The organism is Pseudomonas boreofloridensis (genome assembly GCF_030580795.1).
In the GTDB taxonomy this organism is placed as follows: domain Bacteria; phylum Pseudomonadota; class Gammaproteobacteria; order Pseudomonadales; family Pseudomonadaceae; genus Aquipseudomonas; species Aquipseudomonas boreofloridensis.
Window position 1 is genome coordinate 229,003 of sequence record NZ_JAUQOQ010000001.1, and the last position, 19,578, is coordinate 248,580.

At 66.4% G+C, this 19,578-nt stretch carries 19 protein-coding genes; 5 read left to right on the forward strand and 14 right to left on the reverse strand.

Going from position 1 to position 19,578, the window contains the following annotated elements:
- The first annotated feature begins 17 nt into the window (after positions 1-17).
- From nthA to Q6A47_RS00945, 3 genes are read left to right on the forward strand one after another with little or no spacing between them, the layout of a single operon-like run.
- Positions 18-617 (forward strand): nitrile hydratase subunit alpha, encoded by a 600-nt coding sequence (gene nthA, locus Q6A47_RS00935; protein WP_116888528.1) that lies wholly within the window; start codon positions 18-20, stop codon positions 615-617.
- A gap of 39 nt (positions 618-656) precedes the next feature.
- Complete coding sequence (gene nthB, locus Q6A47_RS00940) at positions 657-1,304, forward strand: nitrile hydratase subunit beta (protein ID WP_039578585.1); 648 nt, start codon at positions 657-659, stop codon at positions 1,302-1,304.
- Entirely contained in the window at positions 1,301-2,497 is a 1,197-nt protein-coding gene (locus tag Q6A47_RS00945) for a GTP-binding protein (RefSeq protein WP_304482610.1), read from the forward strand. The genes nthB and Q6A47_RS00945 overlap by 4 nt, the downstream gene beginning before the upstream one ends.
- Positions 2,498-2,507: 10 nt before the next feature.
- On the opposite strand, the gene Q6A47_RS00950 is transcribed toward Q6A47_RS00945, so the two are convergent.
- Positions 2,508-2,945: a hypothetical protein gene (locus Q6A47_RS00950; RefSeq protein WP_295483034.1), complete on the reverse strand. Its 438-nt coding sequence runs from the start codon at positions 2,943-2,945 to the stop codon at positions 2,508-2,510.
- 85 nt (positions 2,946-3,030) lie between these two features.
- On the opposite strand from Q6A47_RS00950, the gene Q6A47_RS00955 reads away from it, so the two are divergent.
- Both Q6A47_RS00955 and Q6A47_RS00960 read left to right on the forward strand, forming a co-directional pair.
- A complete protein-coding gene (locus Q6A47_RS00955; RefSeq protein WP_029612093.1) occupies positions 3,031-3,444 on the forward strand; it encodes a MerR family transcriptional regulator in 414 nt (137 codons plus the stop codon).
- A gap of 129 nt (positions 3,445-3,573) precedes the next feature.
- Complete coding sequence (locus tag Q6A47_RS00960) at positions 3,574-6,117, forward strand: HWE histidine kinase domain-containing protein (RefSeq protein WP_304482613.1); 2,544 nt, start codon at positions 3,574-3,576, stop codon at positions 6,115-6,117.
- 77 nt (positions 6,118-6,194) lie between these two features.
- Here Q6A47_RS00960 and Q6A47_RS00965 read toward each other — a convergent pair whose 3' ends face one another.
- From Q6A47_RS00965 to Q6A47_RS01025, 13 genes are all read right to left on the reverse strand, one after another.
- A complete protein-coding gene (locus Q6A47_RS00965) occupies positions 6,195-6,896 on the reverse strand; it encodes a response regulator (RefSeq protein ID WP_029612092.1) in 702 nt (233 codons plus the stop codon).
- Positions 6,893-9,547: a DUF4118 domain-containing protein gene (locus Q6A47_RS00970; protein ID WP_304482614.1), complete on the reverse strand. Its 2,655-nt coding sequence runs from the start codon at positions 9,545-9,547 to the stop codon at positions 6,893-6,895. The genes Q6A47_RS00965 and Q6A47_RS00970 overlap by 4 nt, the downstream gene beginning before the upstream one ends.
- 61 nt (positions 9,548-9,608) lie before the next feature.
- Complete coding sequence (gene kdpC / locus Q6A47_RS00975; RefSeq protein ID WP_039578595.1) at positions 9,609-10,166, reverse strand: potassium-transporting ATPase subunit KdpC; 558 nt, start codon at positions 10,164-10,166, stop codon at positions 9,609-9,611.
- Between the two features lie 12 nt (positions 10,167-10,178).
- Positions 10,179-12,230 (reverse strand): potassium-transporting ATPase subunit KdpB, encoded by a 2,052-nt coding sequence (kdpB, locus tag Q6A47_RS00980; RefSeq protein ID WP_304482616.1) that lies wholly within the window; start codon positions 12,228-12,230, stop codon positions 10,179-10,181.
- A 10-nt stretch (positions 12,231-12,240) separates the two neighbouring features.
- Positions 12,241-13,935 (reverse strand): potassium-transporting ATPase subunit KdpA, encoded by a 1,695-nt coding sequence (kdpA, locus tag Q6A47_RS00985; RefSeq protein ID WP_304482618.1) that lies wholly within the window; start codon positions 13,933-13,935, stop codon positions 12,241-12,243.
- A gap of 9 nt (positions 13,936-13,944) precedes the next feature.
- Positions 13,945-14,034: a K(+)-transporting ATPase subunit F gene (gene kdpF, locus Q6A47_RS00990; RefSeq protein ID WP_037027358.1), complete on the reverse strand. Its 90-nt coding sequence runs from the start codon at positions 14,032-14,034 to the stop codon at positions 13,945-13,947.
- A gap of 111 nt (positions 14,035-14,145) precedes the next feature.
- The gene (locus Q6A47_RS00995) at positions 14,146-15,243 is read right to left on the reverse strand and encodes an AI-2E family transporter (RefSeq protein ID WP_304482620.1); all 1,098 of its coding nucleotides are present in this window, start codon (positions 15,241-15,243) and stop codon (positions 14,146-14,148) included.
- A 12-nt stretch (positions 15,244-15,255) separates the two neighbouring features.
- Complete coding sequence (locus Q6A47_RS01000) at positions 15,256-16,050, reverse strand: DUF4892 domain-containing protein (protein ID WP_116888537.1); 795 nt, start codon at positions 16,048-16,050, stop codon at positions 15,256-15,258.
- Between the two features lie 106 nt (positions 16,051-16,156).
- Positions 16,157-17,011 carry an alpha/beta fold hydrolase gene (locus Q6A47_RS01005; RefSeq protein WP_304482622.1) on the reverse strand — a complete coding sequence of 285 codons (855 nt, stop codon included), beginning with the start codon at positions 17,009-17,011 and terminating at the stop codon, positions 16,157-16,159.
- Positions 17,012-17,245: 234 nt separating this feature from the next.
- Positions 17,246-17,626: a hypothetical protein gene (locus Q6A47_RS01010; RefSeq protein ID WP_029612082.1), complete on the reverse strand. Its 381-nt coding sequence runs from the start codon at positions 17,624-17,626 to the stop codon at positions 17,246-17,248.
- Between the two features lie 97 nt (positions 17,627-17,723).
- Positions 17,724-18,182: a phosphohistidine phosphatase SixA gene (gene sixA, locus Q6A47_RS01015; RefSeq protein WP_295483064.1), complete on the reverse strand. Its 459-nt coding sequence runs from the start codon at positions 18,180-18,182 to the stop codon at positions 17,724-17,726.
- Positions 18,179-18,526: a DUF4389 domain-containing protein gene (locus Q6A47_RS01020; protein WP_029612081.1), complete on the reverse strand. Its 348-nt coding sequence runs from the start codon at positions 18,524-18,526 to the stop codon at positions 18,179-18,181. The genes sixA and Q6A47_RS01020 overlap by 4 nt, the downstream gene beginning before the upstream one ends.
- 23 nt (positions 18,527-18,549) lie before the next feature.
- Entirely contained in the window at positions 18,550-19,575 is a 1,026-nt protein-coding gene (locus tag Q6A47_RS01025; protein WP_304482624.1) for an NAD(P)H-dependent glycerol-3-phosphate dehydrogenase, read from the reverse strand.
- Positions 19,576-19,578: the final 3 nt, after the last annotated feature.

The following is a 19,578-nucleotide window of genomic DNA, read 5'->3' on the forward strand; positions in this document are numbered from 1 at the left end:
CCCCTGAGGAGATCACCATGAGCACATCAGTGCCGACACCCGAAACCACCACCCCCGGCCAGCGCGCGCGCGCCCTGCTCAAGGTCATGCGCGACCAGGACATGATTCCCGACGGCTACATCGAACACCTCACCGACCTGATGGAGAACCAGTGGGATCCAGCCAACGGCGCACGCGTGGTGGCGCGCGCCTGGGTCGACGAGGACTTCCGCCGCCTGCTGCTCGAAGATGGCACCGCGGCCTGTGCCCAGTTCGGCTACACCGGGCCACAGGGCGAATACATCGTGGCATTGGAAGACACCCCACAATTGAAGAATGTCATCGTCTGCAGCCTGTGTTCGTGCACCGCCTGGCCGGTGCTGGGGCTGCCGCCGGAGTGGTACAAGGGCTTCGAATTCCGTGCCCGGCTGGTGCGCGAAGGCCGCACGGTGCTCAAGGAGCTGGGCACCGAACTGCCGGCCCAGACCCAGGTACGCGTCTGGGACACCACGGCCGAAACCCGCTACCTGGTGCTACCGCTACGCCCGGCTGGCAGCGAACACCTGGACGAACAGGCCCTGCGCAGCCTGGTCACCAAGGACGTGCTGATCGGCGTCGCCCTGCCCGTGGTGCGCTGAGCCCAGCGCTTTCTCCCTCTTCCAGACAGGTACATCTGCATGAACGGATTTCACGACCTCGGCGGCTTCCAGGGCTTCGGCCAGGTGCCCCACCGCATCGACAGCCTCAGCTACAAACCGGTGTTCAAGGACGACTGGGAGCACCTGGCCTACAGCCTGATGTTCGTCGCCTGCGACCACCTGGGGCTGTTCAGCATCGACGAAGTACGCCACGCCGTCGAACGCCTGGACGTGCGCCAACACGTCGGCACCACCTACTACGAGCGGTATGTCATCGCCACCGCCTCGCTGCTGGTGGAGGCCGGCGCGATCAGCCGCGAGGCACTGAACCAAGCGCTCGGGGCGCCATTCAAGCTGGCCAACCCGCCGCACAGCAAAGGCCGTGCAGCCATTGCCGACCGTGTGCCGTTCGAAGTCGGCGAGCGGGTGCGGGTGCGCGACGAGCACGTCGCCGGGCACGTGCGCTTCCCCGGCTACGTGCGCGGCAAGGAGGGCGTGGTGCTGCACCGGACCCGCGAGCGCTGGCCGTTCCCGGACAGCATCGGCCATGGCGACCGTTCGGCGCTGCTGCAGCCGACCTACCATGTGCAGTTCGAGGTGCGCGACCTGTGGGGCGACGCCGCCGACGACGGGCAGGTGGTGGTCGACCTGTTCGAGAGCTACCTGGACCGGGTGCCGCAGTCGTGAACGCGGCGGCGAACCTGCCCACGCGTCTGCCGGTGACGGTGCTGTCGGGGTTTCTCGGCGCCGGCAAGACCACCGTGCTCAACCACATCCTGCGCAACCGCGCCGGCCTGCGCGTGGCGGTGATCGTCAACGACATGAGCGAGGTGAACATCGACGCCGAGGACGTCGAACGCCAGGTCAGCCTCAACCGCGGCAGCGACCAACTGGTGGAGATGAGCAACGGCTGCATTTGCTGCACATTGCGCGCTGACCTGCTGGAGCAGGTCAGCCATCTGGCGCGGGCCGGACGCTTCGATTACCTGCTGATCGAATCCACCGGCATCTCCGAACCGATGCCGGTGGCCGAGACCTTCGCTTTTCTCGACCGCGATGGCTTTAGCCTGAGCGAGCTGGCGCGCCTGGACACGCTGGTGACGGTGGTCGATGCCAGCAGCTTCGAACAGTTGCTCGGCTCATCGATGCCAGCCGGCGGTGAGCCAGGGCAACGGCCACTGGGCGAGTTGCTGATCGAGCAGGTGGAATACGCCAACGTGATCCTGGTGAACAAGCTCGACCTGTTGCCGGAGGCGGCTTATCCAGCGCTGGAGGCGATGCTGCAGCAGCTCAACCCGCAGGCGCGGATCGTGCCCATGGTGCGCGGGGAGATTGCCTTGGACCGCGTGCTGGGCACGCGCTTGTTCGACCTGCCGAGCCTGGCGCGCTCGCCGGGCTGGATGCAGCAGATGGACACGCTGGGCACGCCTGAGCCGGAATCGGCCACCTATGGCATCGTCTCGTGGGTGTACCGCGAGCGTGCGCCGTTTCATCCGCAGCGTCTGCAGGCACTGTTGCAGCGGCCCTGGCGCAATGGTCGACTGCTGCGCTGCAAAGGCTATTTCTGGGTGGCCAGCCGCTTCTTTGAAATCGGTCTGCTGGCGCAGACCGCCGGGCACTTCCAGTGGCAGCACGACGGGCGCTGGTGGCGGTTCATCGACCAGACACAATGGCCGGTCGATGCTTATCGTCGCCAAGCCATTCTCGACAAGTGGGACGAACAGGTGGGCGACTGCCGACAGGAGATGGTGTTCATCGGTCAGGGGCTGGACTGGCAGCTCCTGCGCGAGGAACTGGACGCGTGCCTGCTCAGCGAGCAGGAAATCCTCGAGGGCCCACAGCACTGGCGGAGGCTGCCGGGAGCCGAGGCCTTCGCCTGAGGGTGCCGCCCTAGGCCAATTGCGGCCTTTCTTCAACCACGGCTGGCCGCTCGATGGCCCTGATCGGCAGCAACTGCGCGCCGGCCCACAGCAACTCCAGCGCCAGGATGGCCCCGATCAGCGCAGTGGCGCCGTGCAGCAGTGCATAGACTTGCCAGGAGGCGAACAGCAGCCGGCCTACCGCGTCATAGCGGCCCAGGCGCCGCTCGGGATGACGAATGCGCAGCCAGGCCCAGACACACACGATCGAGCCCATCAAGTTGGCCATCATCATCTGCACCGGTTCGAATGCCGGCAGGTTGCCGCTCAGGCCCAATGTCGTGTGGAGTGCCGTCAGCCAGCCGTGCAGCAGCACGAAGGTCCAGGGCGTGGCGAACGCGACGGTGATGGCGAAGTCATACACGCCACTGGCGCGCACCAGACGACGGTATTGGGAAGGGGTCCACATGCGGGCTGCTCCTGAGCATCAATGAAGGCGCCAGGCTAAACCCTGGGGTATGCTCCAAGGTCAAGTGCCCCAAGAGGAAAATCCCATGCGCATCGGTGAACTCGCCCAGGTCTGCGCTGTGAGTCGCGACACGCTGCGGTTCTACGAAGCACGCGGGCTGATCCAATCCCAGCGCCGCGCCAATGGCTACCGCGACTACCCGCAGGACACGGTCGAACTGGTGCTGTTCATCCGTACCGCCCAGCGCCTGGGCTTCAGCCTTGGCGAGATCGGCAGCAACGTCGCGCAGCTATGGGGCGCAGCCGATCCCGACCAGGCGGTGCGCAGCCTGCTGCACGACAAACTGCTGTTGGTCGAGCAGCGTATCGCCGAACTCGATCAACTGCGCGGTGCCCTGCGCCAGCGCCTGACACTCGCCTGCCCGTTGCGTCCAGACCTGGACACGACCGCACCGGCATCGACCCATGAGGCATTTGAATGGGTTGAAACATCTGCTTGAAGCTGACTGTCGAATGGTCATCGCTGGCAGGCTGAACCCTACGCACAGCCCTGCTAGAATGATGGCCTTTTCACATGCAGTCGGCGCGCCCTTGCCTGTCTGCTCACCTCCCCATGACAGGCAGGGCCGATGACGCTCGATTCCCGTGTGAACCTCAGCAATTGCGACCGTGAGCCGATCCAGATCCCCGGCAGCATCCAGCCCCACGGCTGCCTGATCGCCTGCGATGCTTCGGCCAACCTTATCCTGCGCCACTCGATCAACACGCCGCACCTGCTCGGCTGTGGTGAGGCGGTCAATGGTCAGACGCTGCACGCCTTGCTTGGCCAGGACGTGGCCCATGACATCCGCAATGCCCTGGCCCGCACCCGCGATGCCTCGCGCCCTGCCCTGTTGTTCGCCGTGCGCCTGCCCGCAGGTGGAACCTTCGACATCGCTGCCCACCTGTTCAAAGGCACCGCGATCATCGAGTTCGAACCGGCCAGCACGGGCGCGGCAGAGCCTATCGATCTGGCGCGCAGCCTGATCGCCCAACTGCGCGAGATCGACCATTCGCCCAAGCTGCTCAGCGACGCAGCGCGGTATGTGCGGGCCATGCTCGGCTACGACCGGGTGATGATCTACAAGCTGGGTGCCGACGGCGCCGGTCAGGTGGTGGCCGAGGCAAAGCGCGGCGATCTGGAAAGCTTCATGGGTCAGTACTTCCCAGGTTCGGACATCCCGCAGCAGGCCCGCGCCCTGTATTTGCGCAATCCCATCCGGCTGATCGGCGACGTGCGGTTTCAGGCCGTGCCCCTCGAACCGGTGCTCGATCCCTCTGGCGAGCCACTGGACCTGTCCCATGCACACTTGCGCAGCGTCTCGCCGATCCACTGCGAGTACCTGAGCAACATGGGGGTGGGCGCCTCGATGTCGATCTCGGTGATCGTCGACGGCGCGCTCTGGGGGCTGATCGCCTGCCATCACTATGCTCCGCGCACGCTCACCTTGGGCCAGCGCGCGGCGGCGGAAATGTTCGGCGAATTCTTCTCCCTGCACATCGAGCGCCTGCGCACTCGCCAGCAACTCGAGGCCGCCGAACAGGTGCACAGTTCGCTGGACGCACTGCTGCGCGACGCCAACCAGAGCCCGGACCTGGCCAGTTTCTTCCAGGCCCGGCTGGGCGAATTCAAGTCGCTGATCGCCTGCGACGGCATCGGCATGGCCGTGCAAGGCCGCTGGTCGGCACTGGGCCAGACGCCGCCGCCTGCCGCCATCGCCGACCTGCTGCCCCTGGTGCAAAGTCTGGCCGAAGGGCGGACCTGGGCCAGTCATCAACTGTCGTTGGTTCATCCGGCCGCCCAGGACTACGCCGCGCAGGTCTCGGGCGTACTGGCCATCCCCATGTCCCAGCATCCGCGAGACTACCTGTTGCTGTTCCGTCAGGAAGTGCTGGCGACCCTGGACTGGGCGGGCGATCCGCACAAGACCTACCTCACCGGTGCCTACGGCGAGCGCCTGACACCGCGCAAGAGCTTCGCCCTGTGGAAGGAAACCGTGCACCAGCAGTCCATGCCCTGGACCGAGCAGGATCGCCAGTTCGGCGAAGCGATTCGTGCTGCCATCGTCGAGGTGGCACTGCACAACAGTGAACTGCTGGCCAACGAGCGCTCCAAAGCCGAAGTGCGTCAGCGCATGCTCAACGAAGAGCTCAATCATCGGGTAAAGAACATTCTCTCGCTGATCGGCGCACTGGTGGCGCACCCCAGCTCGGAGAACCAGACGCTGCGCGACTACGTTGGCAAGCTCAAGGGGCGCATCCAGGCACTGTCGCTGGCCCACGACCAGGTGGTGCGCGGCGACGGCGGCGGACGGCTGTCCACGCTGCTGGAGGCTGAGCTGTCGCCGTACTGTTCCGGCGCCGAGGCCATCGTCTTGAGCGGGCCTTGCGTGGTACTCGACGCGCGGGCCTATTCGGTCATGGCGCTGGTGTTGCACGAGCTGGCGACCAATGCCGCGAAGTACGGTGCGCTGTCACGGTCCGGCGGCAGGCTGCACGTGGAGTGGACGATCGATGCCGGTAACGCCTGCGAGATCGTCTGGCGCGAGAGCGATGGCCCGACCGTGCGCGCCCCCACCCGCGGCGGCTTTGGCTCGGTGCTGATCGACCGCAGCATTCCGTTCGATCTGGGCGGGACCAGTCAGGTCGAGTATCTGCCCGAGGGGCTGCGTGGCGTGTTTCGCATCCCGGCCCGTCACATCAACGTCGTCGATGCGACCGACAGCACCCCCGTGCAGACCGAGGGCCTGCTGACGGAAGCCGGCCTGACGCACCTGGGACCGCTGAGCGTGCTGATCGTCGAGGATCAACTGGTGATCGCCGTCGGCCTGGAGCAGATCTTTGCCGATGCGCAGCTCGACGACGTGCGCACCGCCGGCTCTGAACAGGAGGCGTTGCGCCTGATCGAGGCGCGCGCGCCCGACATCGCGGTGCTGGACGTGAACCTGGGCAGCGGCAACTCCGTGGCCATCGCCGATGAGCTGACCCGGCGCGCCATTCCGTTCCTGTTCGCCACCGGCTATGGCGACACGCTGAGCATCCCGGCGCATCTGCGTGAGGTGACCGTCGTGCGCAAGCCCTACGACCCCGCGTCGATCCTGTCCAACCTCAGGCGCCTGCTGGAGCCTTCCTGACCCCAGGCTCAGGCCGCCGACGACTCACCCAGTAATACACCGGTAGCGATTCAAACATTCCGTCAGCTTTTTATTCTCTACAGCCCCTCCGGGGCCACCAGCCGATAGCCGACGCCGGCCTCGGTGATCAGGAAGCGGGGGGCGGTGGGGTCGTCGCCGAGCTTCTGGCGCAGATGACCGACCACGATGCGCAAATAATGGGTGTCCTGCACATGGGTCGGGCCCCAGATGTCCTTGAGCAGTTGCTGCTGGGTGATGACCCGCCCCGGGTGCGCCGCCAACTGGGCCAGCAGCGCGTACTCCTTGCGCGTCAGCGCGACCTCGACGCCGTCCAGGCTGACCTTGCGGTAGGCGAAATCGACCAGCAGCGCACCGAACTGCGCGCTGCTGCTTTGCGCCACCTCGGCCTGGGGGCTGTGCCGCAGCAGTGCCCGCACGCGAGCAAGAAACTCCTGGATGCCGAACGGCTTGGTCACGTAGTCGTTGGCGCCGCCATCGAGGGCATCGACCTTCTGTACCTCGCTGGCGCGCACCGACAGCACCATTACCGGCACCGTGCTCCATTCGCGCAGTTCGCGCAGCACCTGTTGGCCGTCCATGTCCGGCAGGCCGAGGTCGAGCACCACCAGGTCAGGCTTGTTCAGTGCCGCCTGGGCCAACCCCTCGCTGCCGCTGGCTGCTTCCAGCACTGTGTAGCCCTGGGAGGCCAGGCTGATGCGCAGGAACTTGCGGATCTGCGGCTCGTCGTCGATGACCAGAAGGGTGGCGGGCTGGCTCATGGGGCGTCACTGTCGCTGTCGGGTTGAGGGGGCAGCGGCAAGCATAGTGTGATGCAGGTGCCCTGGCCATCGATGCCCTCGCCCACCCGGATGCTGCCGCCATGGGCGCCGATCATGCCCTGGCAGATGGCAAGCCCCAGCCCCGTGCCCTGCCCGCCCCGGTCGCCGCGCGCGGCGGTGTAGAACATGTCGAAGATCTTGCTGCGTTCGGCTGGCGGGATGCCCGGCCCCTGGTCGGCGACAGCCAGGCACAACTGCGCGTCCTCGACCCTGAGTCGCAGTTCCAGGCGCCCGCCGACCGGTGAGAAGCGCGCGGCATTCTCCAGCACGTTGACCAACGCCTGCTCGATCAGCGCGGCGTGCACGAACAGCAGCGGCAGTTCGGCGGGCACGTCGGTGTGTACCTGCAAAGGCGCCAGCACCGCGTGCAGGCGTGCCAGCGCGCTGCCGACGATATCGCCGGGCGCCACCCAATCGCGGGCGAGCTTGAGGCTGCCGTGGCCCAGGCGGGTCATGTCGAGCAGGTTCTGAATATAGCGGTCCAGGCGTTCAGCCTCGTTACGCGTCCCTTCGAGCAGCTCGCGGCGGTCGTCGAGCGGGATCGCCTCGCCCAGCGCCAGCAGGCTGTCGATACTGCCGCGCATGGCGGTCAGCGGGGTGCGCAAATCGTGGGACACCGAGGCGAGCAAGGCGCTGCGCAATTGCTCGGTCTCGCCTTGCAGACGCGCCGCCTCCAGTTGCTCGCCCAGCCGTGCACGGGCCAAGGCCTGGGCCAGGGGCTCGGCGAGGGCCGTGAGTACACGCCGGCGCTGGGCACTCAGGGTCTCGCCGCCGCTGGCGCGCACCCCGAGCAAGGCCAGCGGCGCCTCGTCCACCGCCAGTGGCCACCACCACCAGCGGCCATTGGGCAGGGTATCGCTGCCCTGCCCGGCTGCCTGGCCGTGTTGCCAGGCCCAGTCGGCGGCCGCGCGCTCGTTGTCGCTGAAGGTCTGGGGAGCGCCGCTGGCCACCTGCAGAAGGCCGTCAGCATCGCGCTCGAGCACACACACGTCGATTCCCTGGGAGCCGCCCAGGTACTGGCCCGCCGCGTTGAACACCGCCTGGCGATCGGTGGCCACGGTCAGCCGGCGCGACAGGTCGAGCAGTTGTCGGGTCTCGGCTTGAGTATCGCGCAGCGCTTGCAACTGACGGCGCTGACGGGCCGCCAGGTTGCCGGTCAGGGCGGCCATGAGCAGGAAGAACACCAGGGTCAGCACGTCCTCTTCGCGCTGGATGCTCAGGGAAAAGCTCGGCGGGATGAACAGGAAGTCATAGCTCAGGAACGACAGCGCCGCGCAGGCCAGCGCCGGGCCCAGGCTGCTGCGCACCGCCACCAGCAGCACGGCGGCGAGAAACACCAGCGAGATGTTCGGCAGCGCCAGCACGCTCGACACACCCCAGGCCAGCGCCGACGCCAGTCCGGTGGCCAGCAGGGCCAGCAGGTAATGCCGCCAGTGCCAGATCCGTTTGACCGCAGCGCGCGTCGGCGGCGGCAGATCGTCGCGGTCAAGCACGTTGATCTCCAGGCCCCGGCTGTCACGCAGCAGCCGCACTGCCACGCCGGCACCGAACACACGGCGGCGCAAGCGATCCTGGGACTGGCCGACCAGCACCAGACTGGCCCGGCGCTCCAGCGCATGCTGGACCAAAGTGCGCGCCACCTCGCCGGCACGCAGCACCACCACTTCGCCGCCCAGGCGTTCGGCCAGTTGCTGCGCCGCTTGCAGGCGCTGGCGCGCGCCCTCGTCCGGCAGCCGGCCATTGTCCACGTGCACCGCGCTCCACGGCAGGTGACGCCGCTGCGCCACGCGGCTGGCGTGACGCACCAGGCGTTCGGCCTGGGCGTCGCCATCGATCCCCACCAGCAGGCGCCCGCGCAACGCCGGCGCCTGCTCGCCCCGTTGCCGGTAGCCGTGGGCGAGGTCGGCATCAACCTGGGCGGCAGCGGTCTGCATGGCCAACTCGCGCAAGGCGGTGAGGTTGGTCTGGGAAAAGAAGGCATCGATGGCGGCGCGCGCCTGCTCGGGCACATAGACCTTGCCCTCGCGCAGACGCTCGAGCAGTTCCCGCGGCGGCAGGTCGATGAGCACCAGTTCGAAGGCTTCCTGCAGCACCCAGTCCGGCACGGTTTCACGCACCTGCACGCCGGTGATGTCGCGCACCTTGTCATTGAGACTTTCCAGATGCTGGACATTGACCGTGGTGTAGACGTCGATGCCGGCGGCGAGCAGTTCCTGCACGTCCTGCCAGCGCTTGGCGTGCCGGCTGCCGGGGGCATTGCTGTGCGCCAGTTCGTCGACCAGCGCCAAGGGCGGTGCAGCCTGCAACAGGGCGTCGAGGTCCATTTCTTCGAGGGTGACGCCACGGTACTCGCTGCGCAGCAAGGGCTGCTGAGGCAGGCCCCCGAGCAGCGCCTCGGTCTCGCTGCGGCCATGGGTTTCGACCACCGCCGCCAGTACCCTGACGCCCTGGCGCTGCTGGGCGTGAGCGGCCTGGAGCATGGCGTAGGTCTTGCCGACACCGGGCGCTGCACCGAGGAACACCTTGAGGCGGCCGCGACCTGCCCGGGGCAGGCCTGCCAGCAGGGCATCGGCGCGGGTGGAATTGCTCATCAGGGATCCTTATACGAAGCGGTCGATTCCAACGGGCCTGCTGCGCAGGTCTTCGCGGTCTTTACTTGGCGGGCACCGAGCCTTCCAGCGCCTGGTTCAAGGCCAGCACATTGACCACGGGTGGACCGACCAATGGCCGCAGAGTGGCCTCATCCACCAAGGCTTGCAAGCGCTCGACGGGCATGTTGCGCGCCGCCGCCACCCGCGGCACTTGATACGCGATCGCCTCGGGCGGCAGTTGCGGATCCAGGCCGCTGCCAGAGGTGGTCAGCAAGGCCTGGGGCACCGGCCCCAGTGCCGGTTGGTACAGGGCATCGGCCTCGGTTGTGACCCGCTCGGCCAACGCCGGGTTACTCGGCGCCAGGTTGCTGGCGCTGCTCGACACGGTGGCGAAGGCGCCCGCCGAAGGCCGCGAATGGAACCAGCCATCGCCCTCGAAGGCCTGGGCGATCAGCGCCGAGCCCCGGACCTGGCCGTGGGCGTCGCGCACCAGGCTACCGTTGGCCTGCTCGGGAAAGGCGACCTGGGCGATGCCGGTCACCGCCAGCGGATACAGCACGCCGGTGACCAAGGTCATCAGCAGGACCAGGCTCAGGGCTGGACGCAGATAGGTATTCATGGGGGTTCTCCTTCAAACCAGATGCAGGGCAGTCAGCAGCATGTCGATGAGCTTGATCCCGGCGAACGGCACCAGGATGCCGCCCACGCCGTAGATCAGCAGGTTGCGCCTCAGCAGTTGCGCCGCACTGGCGGCCTGGACACGCACCCCGCGCAGCGCCAGGGGAATGAGCACAACGATGATCAGCGCGTTGAACACGATGGCCGAAAGGATCGCGCTCTGCGGGCTGGTCAGGCCCATGAGGTTGAGCGCCCCGAGCTGCGGGTAGATCGAGGCGAACAGTGCCGGCAGGATGGCGAAATACTTGGCTACGTCGTTGGCGATTGAGAACGTGGTCAAGGCGCCACGGGTGACCAGCAGTTCCTTGCCGACCTGGACCACATCCAGCAGCTTGGTCGGGTCGCTGTCCAGGTCGACCATGTTGGCCGCTTCGCGCGCCGCCTGGGTGCCGTCGTTCATGGCCATGCCGACGTCTGCCTGGGCCAGGGCGGGGGCGTCGTTGGCGCCGTCACCGCACATGGCCACCAGACGACCGTCATGCTGCTCCTGGCGAATACGCGCCAGTTTCTTTTCCGGGGTGGCTTCGGCGAGCACGTCGTCGACGCCGGCCTCGGCAGCGATGGCCGCCGCAGTGAGTGGGTTGTCGCCGGTCACCATGACGGTGCGGATACCCAGCTTGCGCAGCTCGGCGAAACGCTCGCGGATACCGGGCTTGACCACGTCCTTGAGGTGGATCACGCCGAGCAGGCGTTTGTCCAGGCACACCAGCAGCGGCGTGCCTCCGCTCTGGGCGATGCGCTCCACCTCGCGGGCCAGCGGTGCCGGCATTTCCAGGCGCTGCAAGCCGACGAAGGCCAGCACTGCATCCACCGCACCCTTGCGATAATGGCGCTGCTCGAAATCGATGCCTGACAGCCGCGTTTCGGCGCTGAAGGCAATGGCGTCGTACTGCGCTGCTGGCGGCTCGACGAAGTCGTGCAACTGGCGCAGGTATTCGACGATCGATTTGCCCTCGGCCGTGTCGTCGGCCAGCGACGCCAGCAAGGCGCCCTGCCCCAACTCCTTCGCGGTAACGCCCGGTGCGGCGTGCAGGGCGCTGCAGCGACGGTTGCCGAAGGTGATGGTGCCGGTCTTGTCGAGCATCAGCGTGTGAACGTCACCGGCGGCCTCCACCGCGCGCCCGGAGCGGGCGATGACGTTCAGGCGCACCAGACGGTCCATACCGGCGATGCCGATGGCCGACAACAGGCCGCCGATGGTGGTGGGTATCAGCGTGACCAGCAAGGCCGCGAGGAAGATCAACGGCAGGCTGCCGCCGCTGAAGCGGGCGAACGGCTGCAGGGTGACCACCACGATCAGGAAGATCAGGGTCAGGCCAATCAGCAGGATGTCCAGGGCGATCTCGTTGGGCGTCTTCTGCCGCTTGGCGCCTTCGACCAGCGCGATCATCCGGTCCAGGGTGGATTCTCCGGGGTTGCTGCTGATGCGGATCAGCAGCCAGTCGGAGACCACACGGGTGTTGCCGGTCACCGCCGAGCGGTCGCCACCCGACTCACGGATCACGGGCGCCGATTCGCCCGTGATGGCCGCCTCGTTCACCGCTGCAATGCCTTCGAGCACCTCGCCGTCGCCGGGAATCAGCTCGCCGGCGACCACGCGCACCACATCGTCCTTGCGCAGATCGCCCGCCGCGACGATTTCGAAGCGGCCATCGGCCAGTCGGCGCTGGGCGGACAAGCCCTGACTGCCCGCCTTGAGGCTGTCGGCACGCGCCTTGCCACGGCCCTCGGCGAGGGCCTCGGCGAAATTGGCGAACAGCACGGTGAACCACAGCCAGACAGTGATCTGCACCGCAACGCCGGTGCTCACGCCATTGTTCGGCATCAGGCACAGCACGGTAGTGAGCAGCGCGGTCAGGGCCACCACCAGCATGACCGGCGAGCGCCGCAGTTGGCGTGGGTCGAGCTTGACGAACGCCTGCACCAGGGCCGGTCGCCAGAGCGCGGCGAAACGGGTCTGGTCGGCAGCGCGGGCAGCGTTCATTTCAGGTAACGGCATATTCATGTGTGGGTCCTCAGAAGCCCAGGCTCAACTGTTCGGCGATCGGCCCCAGGGCCAGGGTCGGCAGGAAGGTCAGGCCACCGACCAGGACGATGGTCATCAACAGCAGGCCGGCGAACAGCGGTCCGTGGGTGGGGAAGCTGTTCTGGCCCTGCGGTGCGGGCGTCTTGGCCGCCAGGCTACCGGCCAGGGCCAGGATCGGCAGGATGTAGCCGAGGCGGCCGATGAGCATGGCCAGGCCGATCATCAGGTTGTGGAACACGGTGTTGGCGCCGAAGCCGCCAAAGGCCGAGCCATTGTTGGCGGTGGCCGAGGTGTAGGCGTACAGCAGTTGGCTGAAGCCGTGCGGCCCCGGGTTGCTGACCGCCGCGGCAGGCCCCGGCAGGCTGGCGGCGATGGCGCCGAGCACCAGCACCCCGAGCGGCATCACCAGCAGGGTCGCCACCAGCAGTTGCACTTCACGGGCCTGTAGCTTCTTGCCCAGGTACTCAGGGGTGCGGCCAATCATCAGGCCGGCCAGGAACACGGCGATCAGTACGAACAGCAGCATGCCGTAGAGACCCGCGCCGACGCCGCCGAAGATCACCTCGCCGACCATCATGTTGACCATCGCGACCATGCCGGTCAGCGGGTTGAGGCTGTCGTGCATGGCGTTGACCGAGCCGTTGGAGGCGGCGGTGGTGGTCACCGTCCACAGCACCGTGCCGGTGATGCCGAAGCGGCTTTCCTTGCCTTCCAGCGGCGCACTCTGTTGCACCTGCGCGCTGTCCAGGGTCGGGTTGGGCTGATGCTCGGCCCATAGCCCCACGGCGCCACCGACGAGGAACAGGGTGAGCATGCACGCCAGGATCGCCCGGCTCTGGCGCAGATCCTTCACGTAATGGCCAAAGGTGAACACCAGCGCCACCGGGATCAGGATGATCGCCGCCACCTCGAACAGGTTGCTCCAGGCCGTGGGGTTCTCGAACGGGTGCGCGGAGTTGACGCCGAAGAAGCCACCGCCGTTGGTGCCCAGTTGCTTGATCGCGATCTGGCTGGCAGCCGGGCCCAACGGGATCGTCTGGTCGGCACCTTGCAGGGTCACGGCGTGGGCATAGTCGGCAAAGGTCTGCGGCACGCCCTGCCACACCAGCAGCAGCGCCAGCAGCACGCACAGCGGCAGCAGGCCGTAGAGGGTGGCACGGGTCATGTCGACCCAGAAGTTGCCCAGTTGGTGAGTGCTACGGCGCGCGATGCCACGGCACAGGGCGACCAACACTGCCAGCCCCGTGGCAGCGCTGACGAAGTTCTGCACGGTCAGGCCGATCATCTGGCTCAGGTAGCTGACCGAGGCCTCGCCACTGTAGGCCTGCCAGTTGGTATTGGTCATGAAGCTGACGGCGGTATTGAACGCCAGCGACCATTCCTGGCCAGGCAGGTGCTGCGGGTTGAGCGGCAGCGAACCCTGAAGCAGCAGGACGGCGAACAACAACAGGAAACCGATCAGGTTGAACGTCAACAAGGCCAGGCTGTACTGCTTCCAGTTGTGCTCCTGGTCGGCGCGTACGCCGGCCAGCCGGTAGCCGCCGCGCTCCAGTGGCCCGAGCACCGGCGACAACCAGGTGCGCTGTCCCTCCATCACCTTGTAGTAGAAGCGCCCGAGCCAGGGTGCTGGCAACAGCACCAGGGCGAAAAACGCCAGCAGCAATGCGAAGTCGTAACTGTGCATGGCTGCTCCTCAACTGCGATCGGCGCGCAACAGCGCAACCAGCAGGTACACGGATAACGCCATTGCCAGCAGCAGCGACAGGCCGTCGAGCATGTTCATCGATGAATCTCCCCAGGATGCGGCGTTGACCGCTATGGGGAAATTGTCGAAGGCATGGGCGTAAAGGGACGAGATCGAGCCTTGGCTCAGGGCATAAAGAATGCGTAAAGATCAGGCCCTGCATGGGCAGGGCCTGTGTGGCCGATTACGGCTGCGGGCTGGGCGGCACGGCGTTGCGGCTCCAGTCCAGCAACAGTCCAGCAACAGGCTGTAGCCCACCGCCAGCAACGTGGGGCCGATGAACAAGCCGATGAAGCCGAAGGCGATCAGCCCGCCGAACACGCCGAGCAGCACGATCACCAGCGGCAAGTCGCCGCCACGGCTGATGAGGTAGGGCTTGAGCACGTTGTCCACGCCGCTGATGACGAAGGTGCCCCAGATACCGAGGAATACCGCCATCCCGTATTCGCCCTTCCACACCAGCCAGGCGGTGGCGGGGATCCAGGCCAGCGGCGGCCCCATGGGAATCAGGCTGAGCATGAACGTCACCAGGCCCAGCACGATCGCCCCGGGTATTCCGGCAATGAGGAAGCCGATGAGCGCCAGCAGTGCCTGCGCGGCCGCGGTGCCGATCACGCCGTTGACCACCCGCTGCACGGTGCCGGCCACCAGCAGGATGTAGTAGTCGGCGCGTTCGCCCACCAACCGCTGCAGCAGACGCAGCACGAACGCCGCCAGGCGCGGGCCGTCGCGGTAGAAGAAGAACACGAACACCAGGCTCAGGGTGAGCTCCAGCACGCCGCCGCCGATCTGCGCACTGCGCGCCAGCAACCAGTTGCCGACCTGACCGAAGTACGGCTTGGCCGACGCCAGCAACGCCGCGCCCTGCTGGTCCAGGGACTGCCACCAGGCGACCAGACGCTCACCGACGAAGGGAATGCCAGCCACCCAGTCGGGCGCATCCGGCAGGCCGTCGACCTGGATGTCACGCACGAACAACGTGGCATCGCGCACATGGTCGGCCAGGTTGAAACCCAGCCACACCAGCGGCAAGGCCACCAGCAGAATCCATATGCTCGTAAGGATGCTCGCCGCCAGGGTTTCACGGCCACCCAGCCAGCGGGTGAGCAGGCGCATCAGCGGCCAACTGGCGAAGGCCAGGATCGCGCCCCACAGCAGCGCCGAGATGAACGGCGCCATCACCCACAATGCGGCGCCCAAGAGCGCCAGCAGGAGGATCTGTACCAACAGACGGTCAGTGTTGGCCATGGGGGCTCTCGTTCAACGAATCAGTTCCAGATGCACACCCTCGGTAGGCGCGTTGCCCACCTCCAGACGCGCGTTGCGCACGCCGGCCTTGACCAGTTGCTCGCGCCAGGCCTCGGCCTGTTCGCCGCTGAGGCTGGCGCGCAGGGTACTGTCCAGATTCAGGCTTCGAGCCAGCAATGACACCCAGGCCGGGCGCGGCGCGGCCAGATCGGGGTAGTCGAGCTTGCCAGTGTCGCGCATTTCGCGCAGTACGGTGGCCGGGGTCGGCAGCACCTCGCCCAACGGGCTGTCGGCGACGAATTCCTCGACATGCAGATAGGCACGGCGGTTGCCACGGGTCACGCTGTACAGGGCGACCAGGGTATCGGCCTGCTCGGCCGAGCGGCGCAGCAGGATGAATGCCTGCTGCTCGTCGCCACCGTTGAGACGGGCGCTGCCAAATACGTCGTTGGCCCAGATGCTGGCCTCACCACAGTCGCGGCCCTGGCACCAGAACAGCGGATAACCACCCTCGCGCTGCAGGGCTTCGCGAGCGCTGGTGAAGGCCTCCCGTGCAGTGCGCTCCACAGGCAGTTCATAGGTGACCGAACTGACCTGACCGCGACTTTCCACCTTGCCCTCCACGCGCAACCGGCCGCTGATCTTGCGCACCGGTCCCATGGGGTAGACCCGTTCCTGTTCCACGGCAGGGCGCTGGTCGACCACCCTGGCGTCGGTCGGCACCGGCAGGCTGCCAGCCCAGAGCAAGGGGCTGGTGAGTGTGAGGCAGACGGCGATGGCGCCGCGCAGAATCGACGGCGGGGTCATCGGCCGTCCTTGCGGCGAAGGCCGCTGTGAAGTGCCTGGATATCTGGCATGTGCATGGTTGTCTCCCTGTTCAACCCGCCAAGCCTCGGCACTTGTCCGATGCAAGTCAAGCAAAGCCAAAGAAGCGATTGAAACAGTCTGCAACAAGGCTTGCGCCGTGTTCATCGTTCAGGTGCAGATGGTGTCCGCCGGGCAACACCACCTGCTCGAAGGGTAGCTGCTCCAGCAGCGTTGTGTGCCGAGCCAGCAAGCCTTGCTCGGCGACCACCAGGCAACTCGGACAGTGGATGCGCTGGGTGAACGCCATGGCCTGGGCCTCGCTCAGGCGCACCGGCGAGGGCAGCGTCAGACGGCTGTCGCTGCGCCAGCTGTAGCCGCCAGGCACCGGCATCAGCCCCCGCTCGGCCAGCAGCTCGGCCGCTTCGCAACTGACCGCCACCATGCCTTTCATGCGCGCCTGAACGCCTTGCTCGATGGTTGGATACACAGACTTGCGCTTGCCATCCGAACGCAGTTGGGCCTGCAGCGCCATTCCTAGGCGCTCAGCGGCCTCCTGCTCGCCAGCGGTCGGCGGGATCACGCCGTCGATCAGTGCCAGATGACTGATGCGCTCCGGCAGTGCACCCGCGAGCTGGACGCTGATGACCGCCCCCAGCGAATGGCCAAGCAAGCCAAACCGCGCCCAGCCCATCTGCTCGGCGACGCGCAGGACATCGTGCACATAGTCGGCCAGGTGATAACCCGCGCCCACCGGCCGGTGCTGGGAATAGCCATGCCCGGCCAGGTCGAGCGCGACGATGCGCAGCCCCAGCAGGCGTGGTGCGAGACGGGCGAAGCTGTTGGCGTTGTCGAGCCAGCCGTGCAGGGCGATGACGGGCAGGCCATCGACAGGACCGAAAACATGCGCGGCCAACTCGATATGGCCCAGGTTGAGGCGGATTTCCTCGACACGTGCGCTCATGCCCAGCTCCCGTGTTCAACCTGGCCGAGGATATCGAGCAACTGCTGCACTGCTGGGCCGCCTACCGTTAAAGCGGCGAGTGGTTTGCCACTGGCGCGTGAAGAAACATCGTGGGTGCGAGCGAAGAACAGGAGCTGGGACATGGACGCCGGATCCTAAGCAGATTTCGGCCATTGTCGACAAGCTGCCAACGCATCACAACATTCGGATAGGTCATCGCCTAAGGCGATCAGGTCAGGTGCCGCCGTGCAGACGGCCCAGGGCGCGCTGCAGACAGGCCTTGATGTAGGTCAGTTGGCTGTCGAGCGCTTCGCAGGCCCGCTGCAGGTCGGCTGGACTCAACTCGGCCCGCGCCAGCGCCAGGCAACTGGTCTGCACCCCACTTGATACTTGCATGCACGACGCCTGAAGCCTTTGCAGCTCCTGTGCGGCATGCCTGGAAGCCGCCGAGACTTGGCCGCTTTCGAGCTTGCCCAGCACATGGTAAAGACGCGCCTCGGCGGCTTCGCGCAGCAGGCTGTGCTCGGCAAAATCCAATGCCACCCCGGCATCGAGCTTGCCAATCGTCGGCTGTAGATCCAGAGACCGCATCAACTCCCGTTGCAGACCACTCATAGACGAAACTCCCTGATATCAGCCATGACTGTCACAGACGCTAGCAAGCGAACCTCGCGGCTCACAACTGACAGAAATGCCAGTTGCCACAAGCGGGTCAATCCGGGTGGTCGAGTGCCTGCAAGGTCATCAGGCCTGCGAGCGGCCAGTCACCCTCCAACTGCGCCAGGGAAGCCGTACTCATCGGCGCAGGGGACTGCGCATGACCCTGTTCCAGCAGACTCACCAAGCTACCCACCAAAGGTTGGTGACTGACCAGCAACACCTGTTCCAACCCCAACCGCTCGATTTCGCCGATGACCTGCGCCGCATCGCTTTCAGGTGTCAGCCAAGGCACGGTGCGCACTGGCTCGGTGAAACCGAGGGTGTCGTGCACCAGCGCGGCGGTCTGCTGGGCCCGTACGTAGGGGCTGGCAATGATCGCTTGCAGGGGCTGTCCCAACAGGCGCGCAGCACTGCGCAACACCTGCTCGCGACCATGGGCGGTGAGCCTGCGTTCGGCATCGGTGTTGGCCCGCGGCTCGGCCTCGCCGTGGCGCAGGATCCACAGCTTCACAGCTTCGGCTCTTCGTCACGCACCGGATGCGGCGCCGGGGGCACCGCATGCGGGGCTTCGCCCTCAGGCGCGCGCGGTGCCGGCCAGTCGGCGAAAGGCCAAGGTTTCTGTTCGGTGTGGAAGCTGCCGAAGCGACCGATTTGCGCCAGGAACTGGCTGAGACTGTCGCCGAAGTTCATCAGGCTGGCGCTGGGTGCGCCGTAGACCAGGCGATAGATCAGTTGCACCAACACCAGGCCGCCGAGCAGCAGTTCGGCCAGTTGCCAGACCACCAGAAAAACCAGCATCCACACGATCCGCAGGATGATCGACTCGCGCTGGGCGTGTTCGGGGGTATCGTTCATGTCTCGCTCCTTGCTCGTGCGGCTCAGTTGAAACCACTGGTGGAAATGAAATCGACGTCGGTCTTGGGTTCGGCGCGCATCAGGTGTTCGATCACCTGGGCCAGGGTGCGGCCTTCGAACAGGATCGCGTGCAGCCCGGCGACCAGCGGCATGTACACCTGCACCTGCTGGGCCTTGGCCTTGAGCACCTTGAGCGTGTTGACCCCCTCGGCCACTTCGCCCAGGCGGCTGACCGCTTCCTCCAGGCTCAGCCCCTGCCCCAGGGCATAGCCGACCTGATAATTGCGGCTCTTGGGTGACGAGCAGGTGACGATAAGGTCGCCAACCCCCGCCAGACCGAGGAAGGTCATGGGATTGGCGCCCTGACTGACGGCAAAGCGCGTCATCTCGGCCAGTGCGCGGGTGATGAGCATGCTCTTGGTGTTCTCGCCCATGTCCAGGGCCACCGCCATGCCAGCGATGATTGCGTAGACGTTCTTCAGCGCGCCGCCGAGCTCGACGCCGAAGCGGTCGGCGCTGGCGTAGACACGGAAGGTGCGCCCGTGCAGCACGGCCTGGACCTGCTCGCAGAGCGCTTCGTCCTCGCTGGCGACCACGGTGGCGGTCAGCGCATGTTCGGCGATTTCACGCGCCAGGTTAGGACCGGACAGCACACCGATCCGCGCCTGGGGCGCGATATCTTCGATGATCTGGCTCATCAGCTTGAACGTCTGCGGCTCGATGCCCTTGGTCAGGCTGATGAGGCCCTTACCGCTAACCGTCTCGGCATGCGGCGCCAGCACGCTGCGCAGGGCACTGGACGGCAGCGCGACGAAAATCAGTTCGCTACCCTGCAGCGTGGCCAGCAGGTCGTTGACCGGCTCGACCCGCTCATGCAGGCGGATACCTTTGAGATACCGTGGATTCTCGCGGTTGACGCGCATGGCCTCGGCCTGTTCCGGATCGCGCATCCATTGACGCACCGGGTTGCCATTCTCCGCCAGCAGATTCGCCACGGCAGTGCCGAAGCTTCCACCTCCCAGCACTGCAACAGGTCGCTGTTCAGTCATATT

Excerpts from the sequence above, each read along its gene's own strand:
- nthA (WP_116888528.1), top strand. The coding sequence starts at position 18 with ATGAGCACATCAGTGCCGACACCCGAAACCACCACCCCCGGCCAGCGC.
- nthB (WP_039578585.1), top strand. The coding sequence starts at position 657 with ATGAACGGATTTCACGACCTCGGCGGCTTCCAGGGCTTCGGCCAGGTG.
- Q6A47_RS00950 (WP_295483034.1), bottom strand. The coding sequence starts at position 2,945 with ATGTGGACCCCTTCCCAATACCGTCGTCTGGTGCGCGCCAGTGGCGTG.
- Q6A47_RS00955 (WP_029612093.1), top strand. The coding sequence starts at position 3,031 with ATGCGCATCGGTGAACTCGCCCAGGTCTGCGCTGTGAGTCGCGACACG.
- Q6A47_RS00960 (WP_304482613.1), top strand. The coding sequence starts at position 3,574 with ATGACGCTCGATTCCCGTGTGAACCTCAGCAATTGCGACCGTGAGCCG.
- Q6A47_RS00965 (WP_029612092.1), bottom strand. The coding sequence starts at position 6,896 with ATGAGCCAGCCCGCCACCCTTCTGGTCATCGACGACGAGCCGCAGATC.
- Q6A47_RS00970 (WP_304482614.1), bottom strand. The coding sequence starts at position 9,547 with ATGAGCAATTCCACCCGCGCCGATGCCCTGCTGGCAGGCCTGCCCCGG.
- kdpC (WP_039578595.1), bottom strand. The coding sequence starts at position 10,166 with ATGAATACCTATCTGCGTCCAGCCCTGAGCCTGGTCCTGCTGATGACC.
- kdpB (WP_304482616.1), bottom strand. The coding sequence starts at position 12,230 with ATGAATATGCCGTTACCTGAAATGAACGCTGCCCGCGCTGCCGACCAG.
- kdpA (WP_304482618.1), bottom strand. The coding sequence starts at position 13,935 with ATGCACAGTTACGACTTCGCATTGCTGCTGGCGTTTTTCGCCCTGGTG.
- kdpF (WP_037027358.1), bottom strand. The coding sequence starts at position 14,034 with ATGAACATGCTCGACGGCCTGTCGCTGCTGCTGGCAATGGCGTTATCC.
- Q6A47_RS00995 (WP_304482620.1), bottom strand. The coding sequence starts at position 15,243 with ATGGCCAACACTGACCGTCTGTTGGTACAGATCCTCCTGCTGGCGCTC.
- Q6A47_RS01000 (WP_116888537.1), bottom strand. The coding sequence starts at position 16,050 with ATGACCCCGCCGTCGATTCTGCGCGGCGCCATCGCCGTCTGCCTCACA.
- Q6A47_RS01005 (WP_304482622.1), bottom strand. The coding sequence starts at position 17,011 with ATGAGCGCACGTGTCGAGGAAATCCGCCTCAACCTGGGCCATATCGAG.
- Q6A47_RS01010 (WP_029612082.1), bottom strand. The coding sequence starts at position 17,626 with ATGAGTGGTCTGCAACGGGAGTTGATGCGGTCTCTGGATCTACAGCCG.
- Q6A47_RS01020 (WP_029612081.1), bottom strand. The coding sequence starts at position 18,526 with ATGAACGATACCCCCGAACACGCCCAGCGCGAGTCGATCATCCTGCGG.
- Q6A47_RS01025 (WP_304482624.1), bottom strand. The coding sequence starts at position 19,575 with ATGACTGAACAGCGACCTGTTGCAGTGCTGGGAGGTGGAAGCTTCGGC.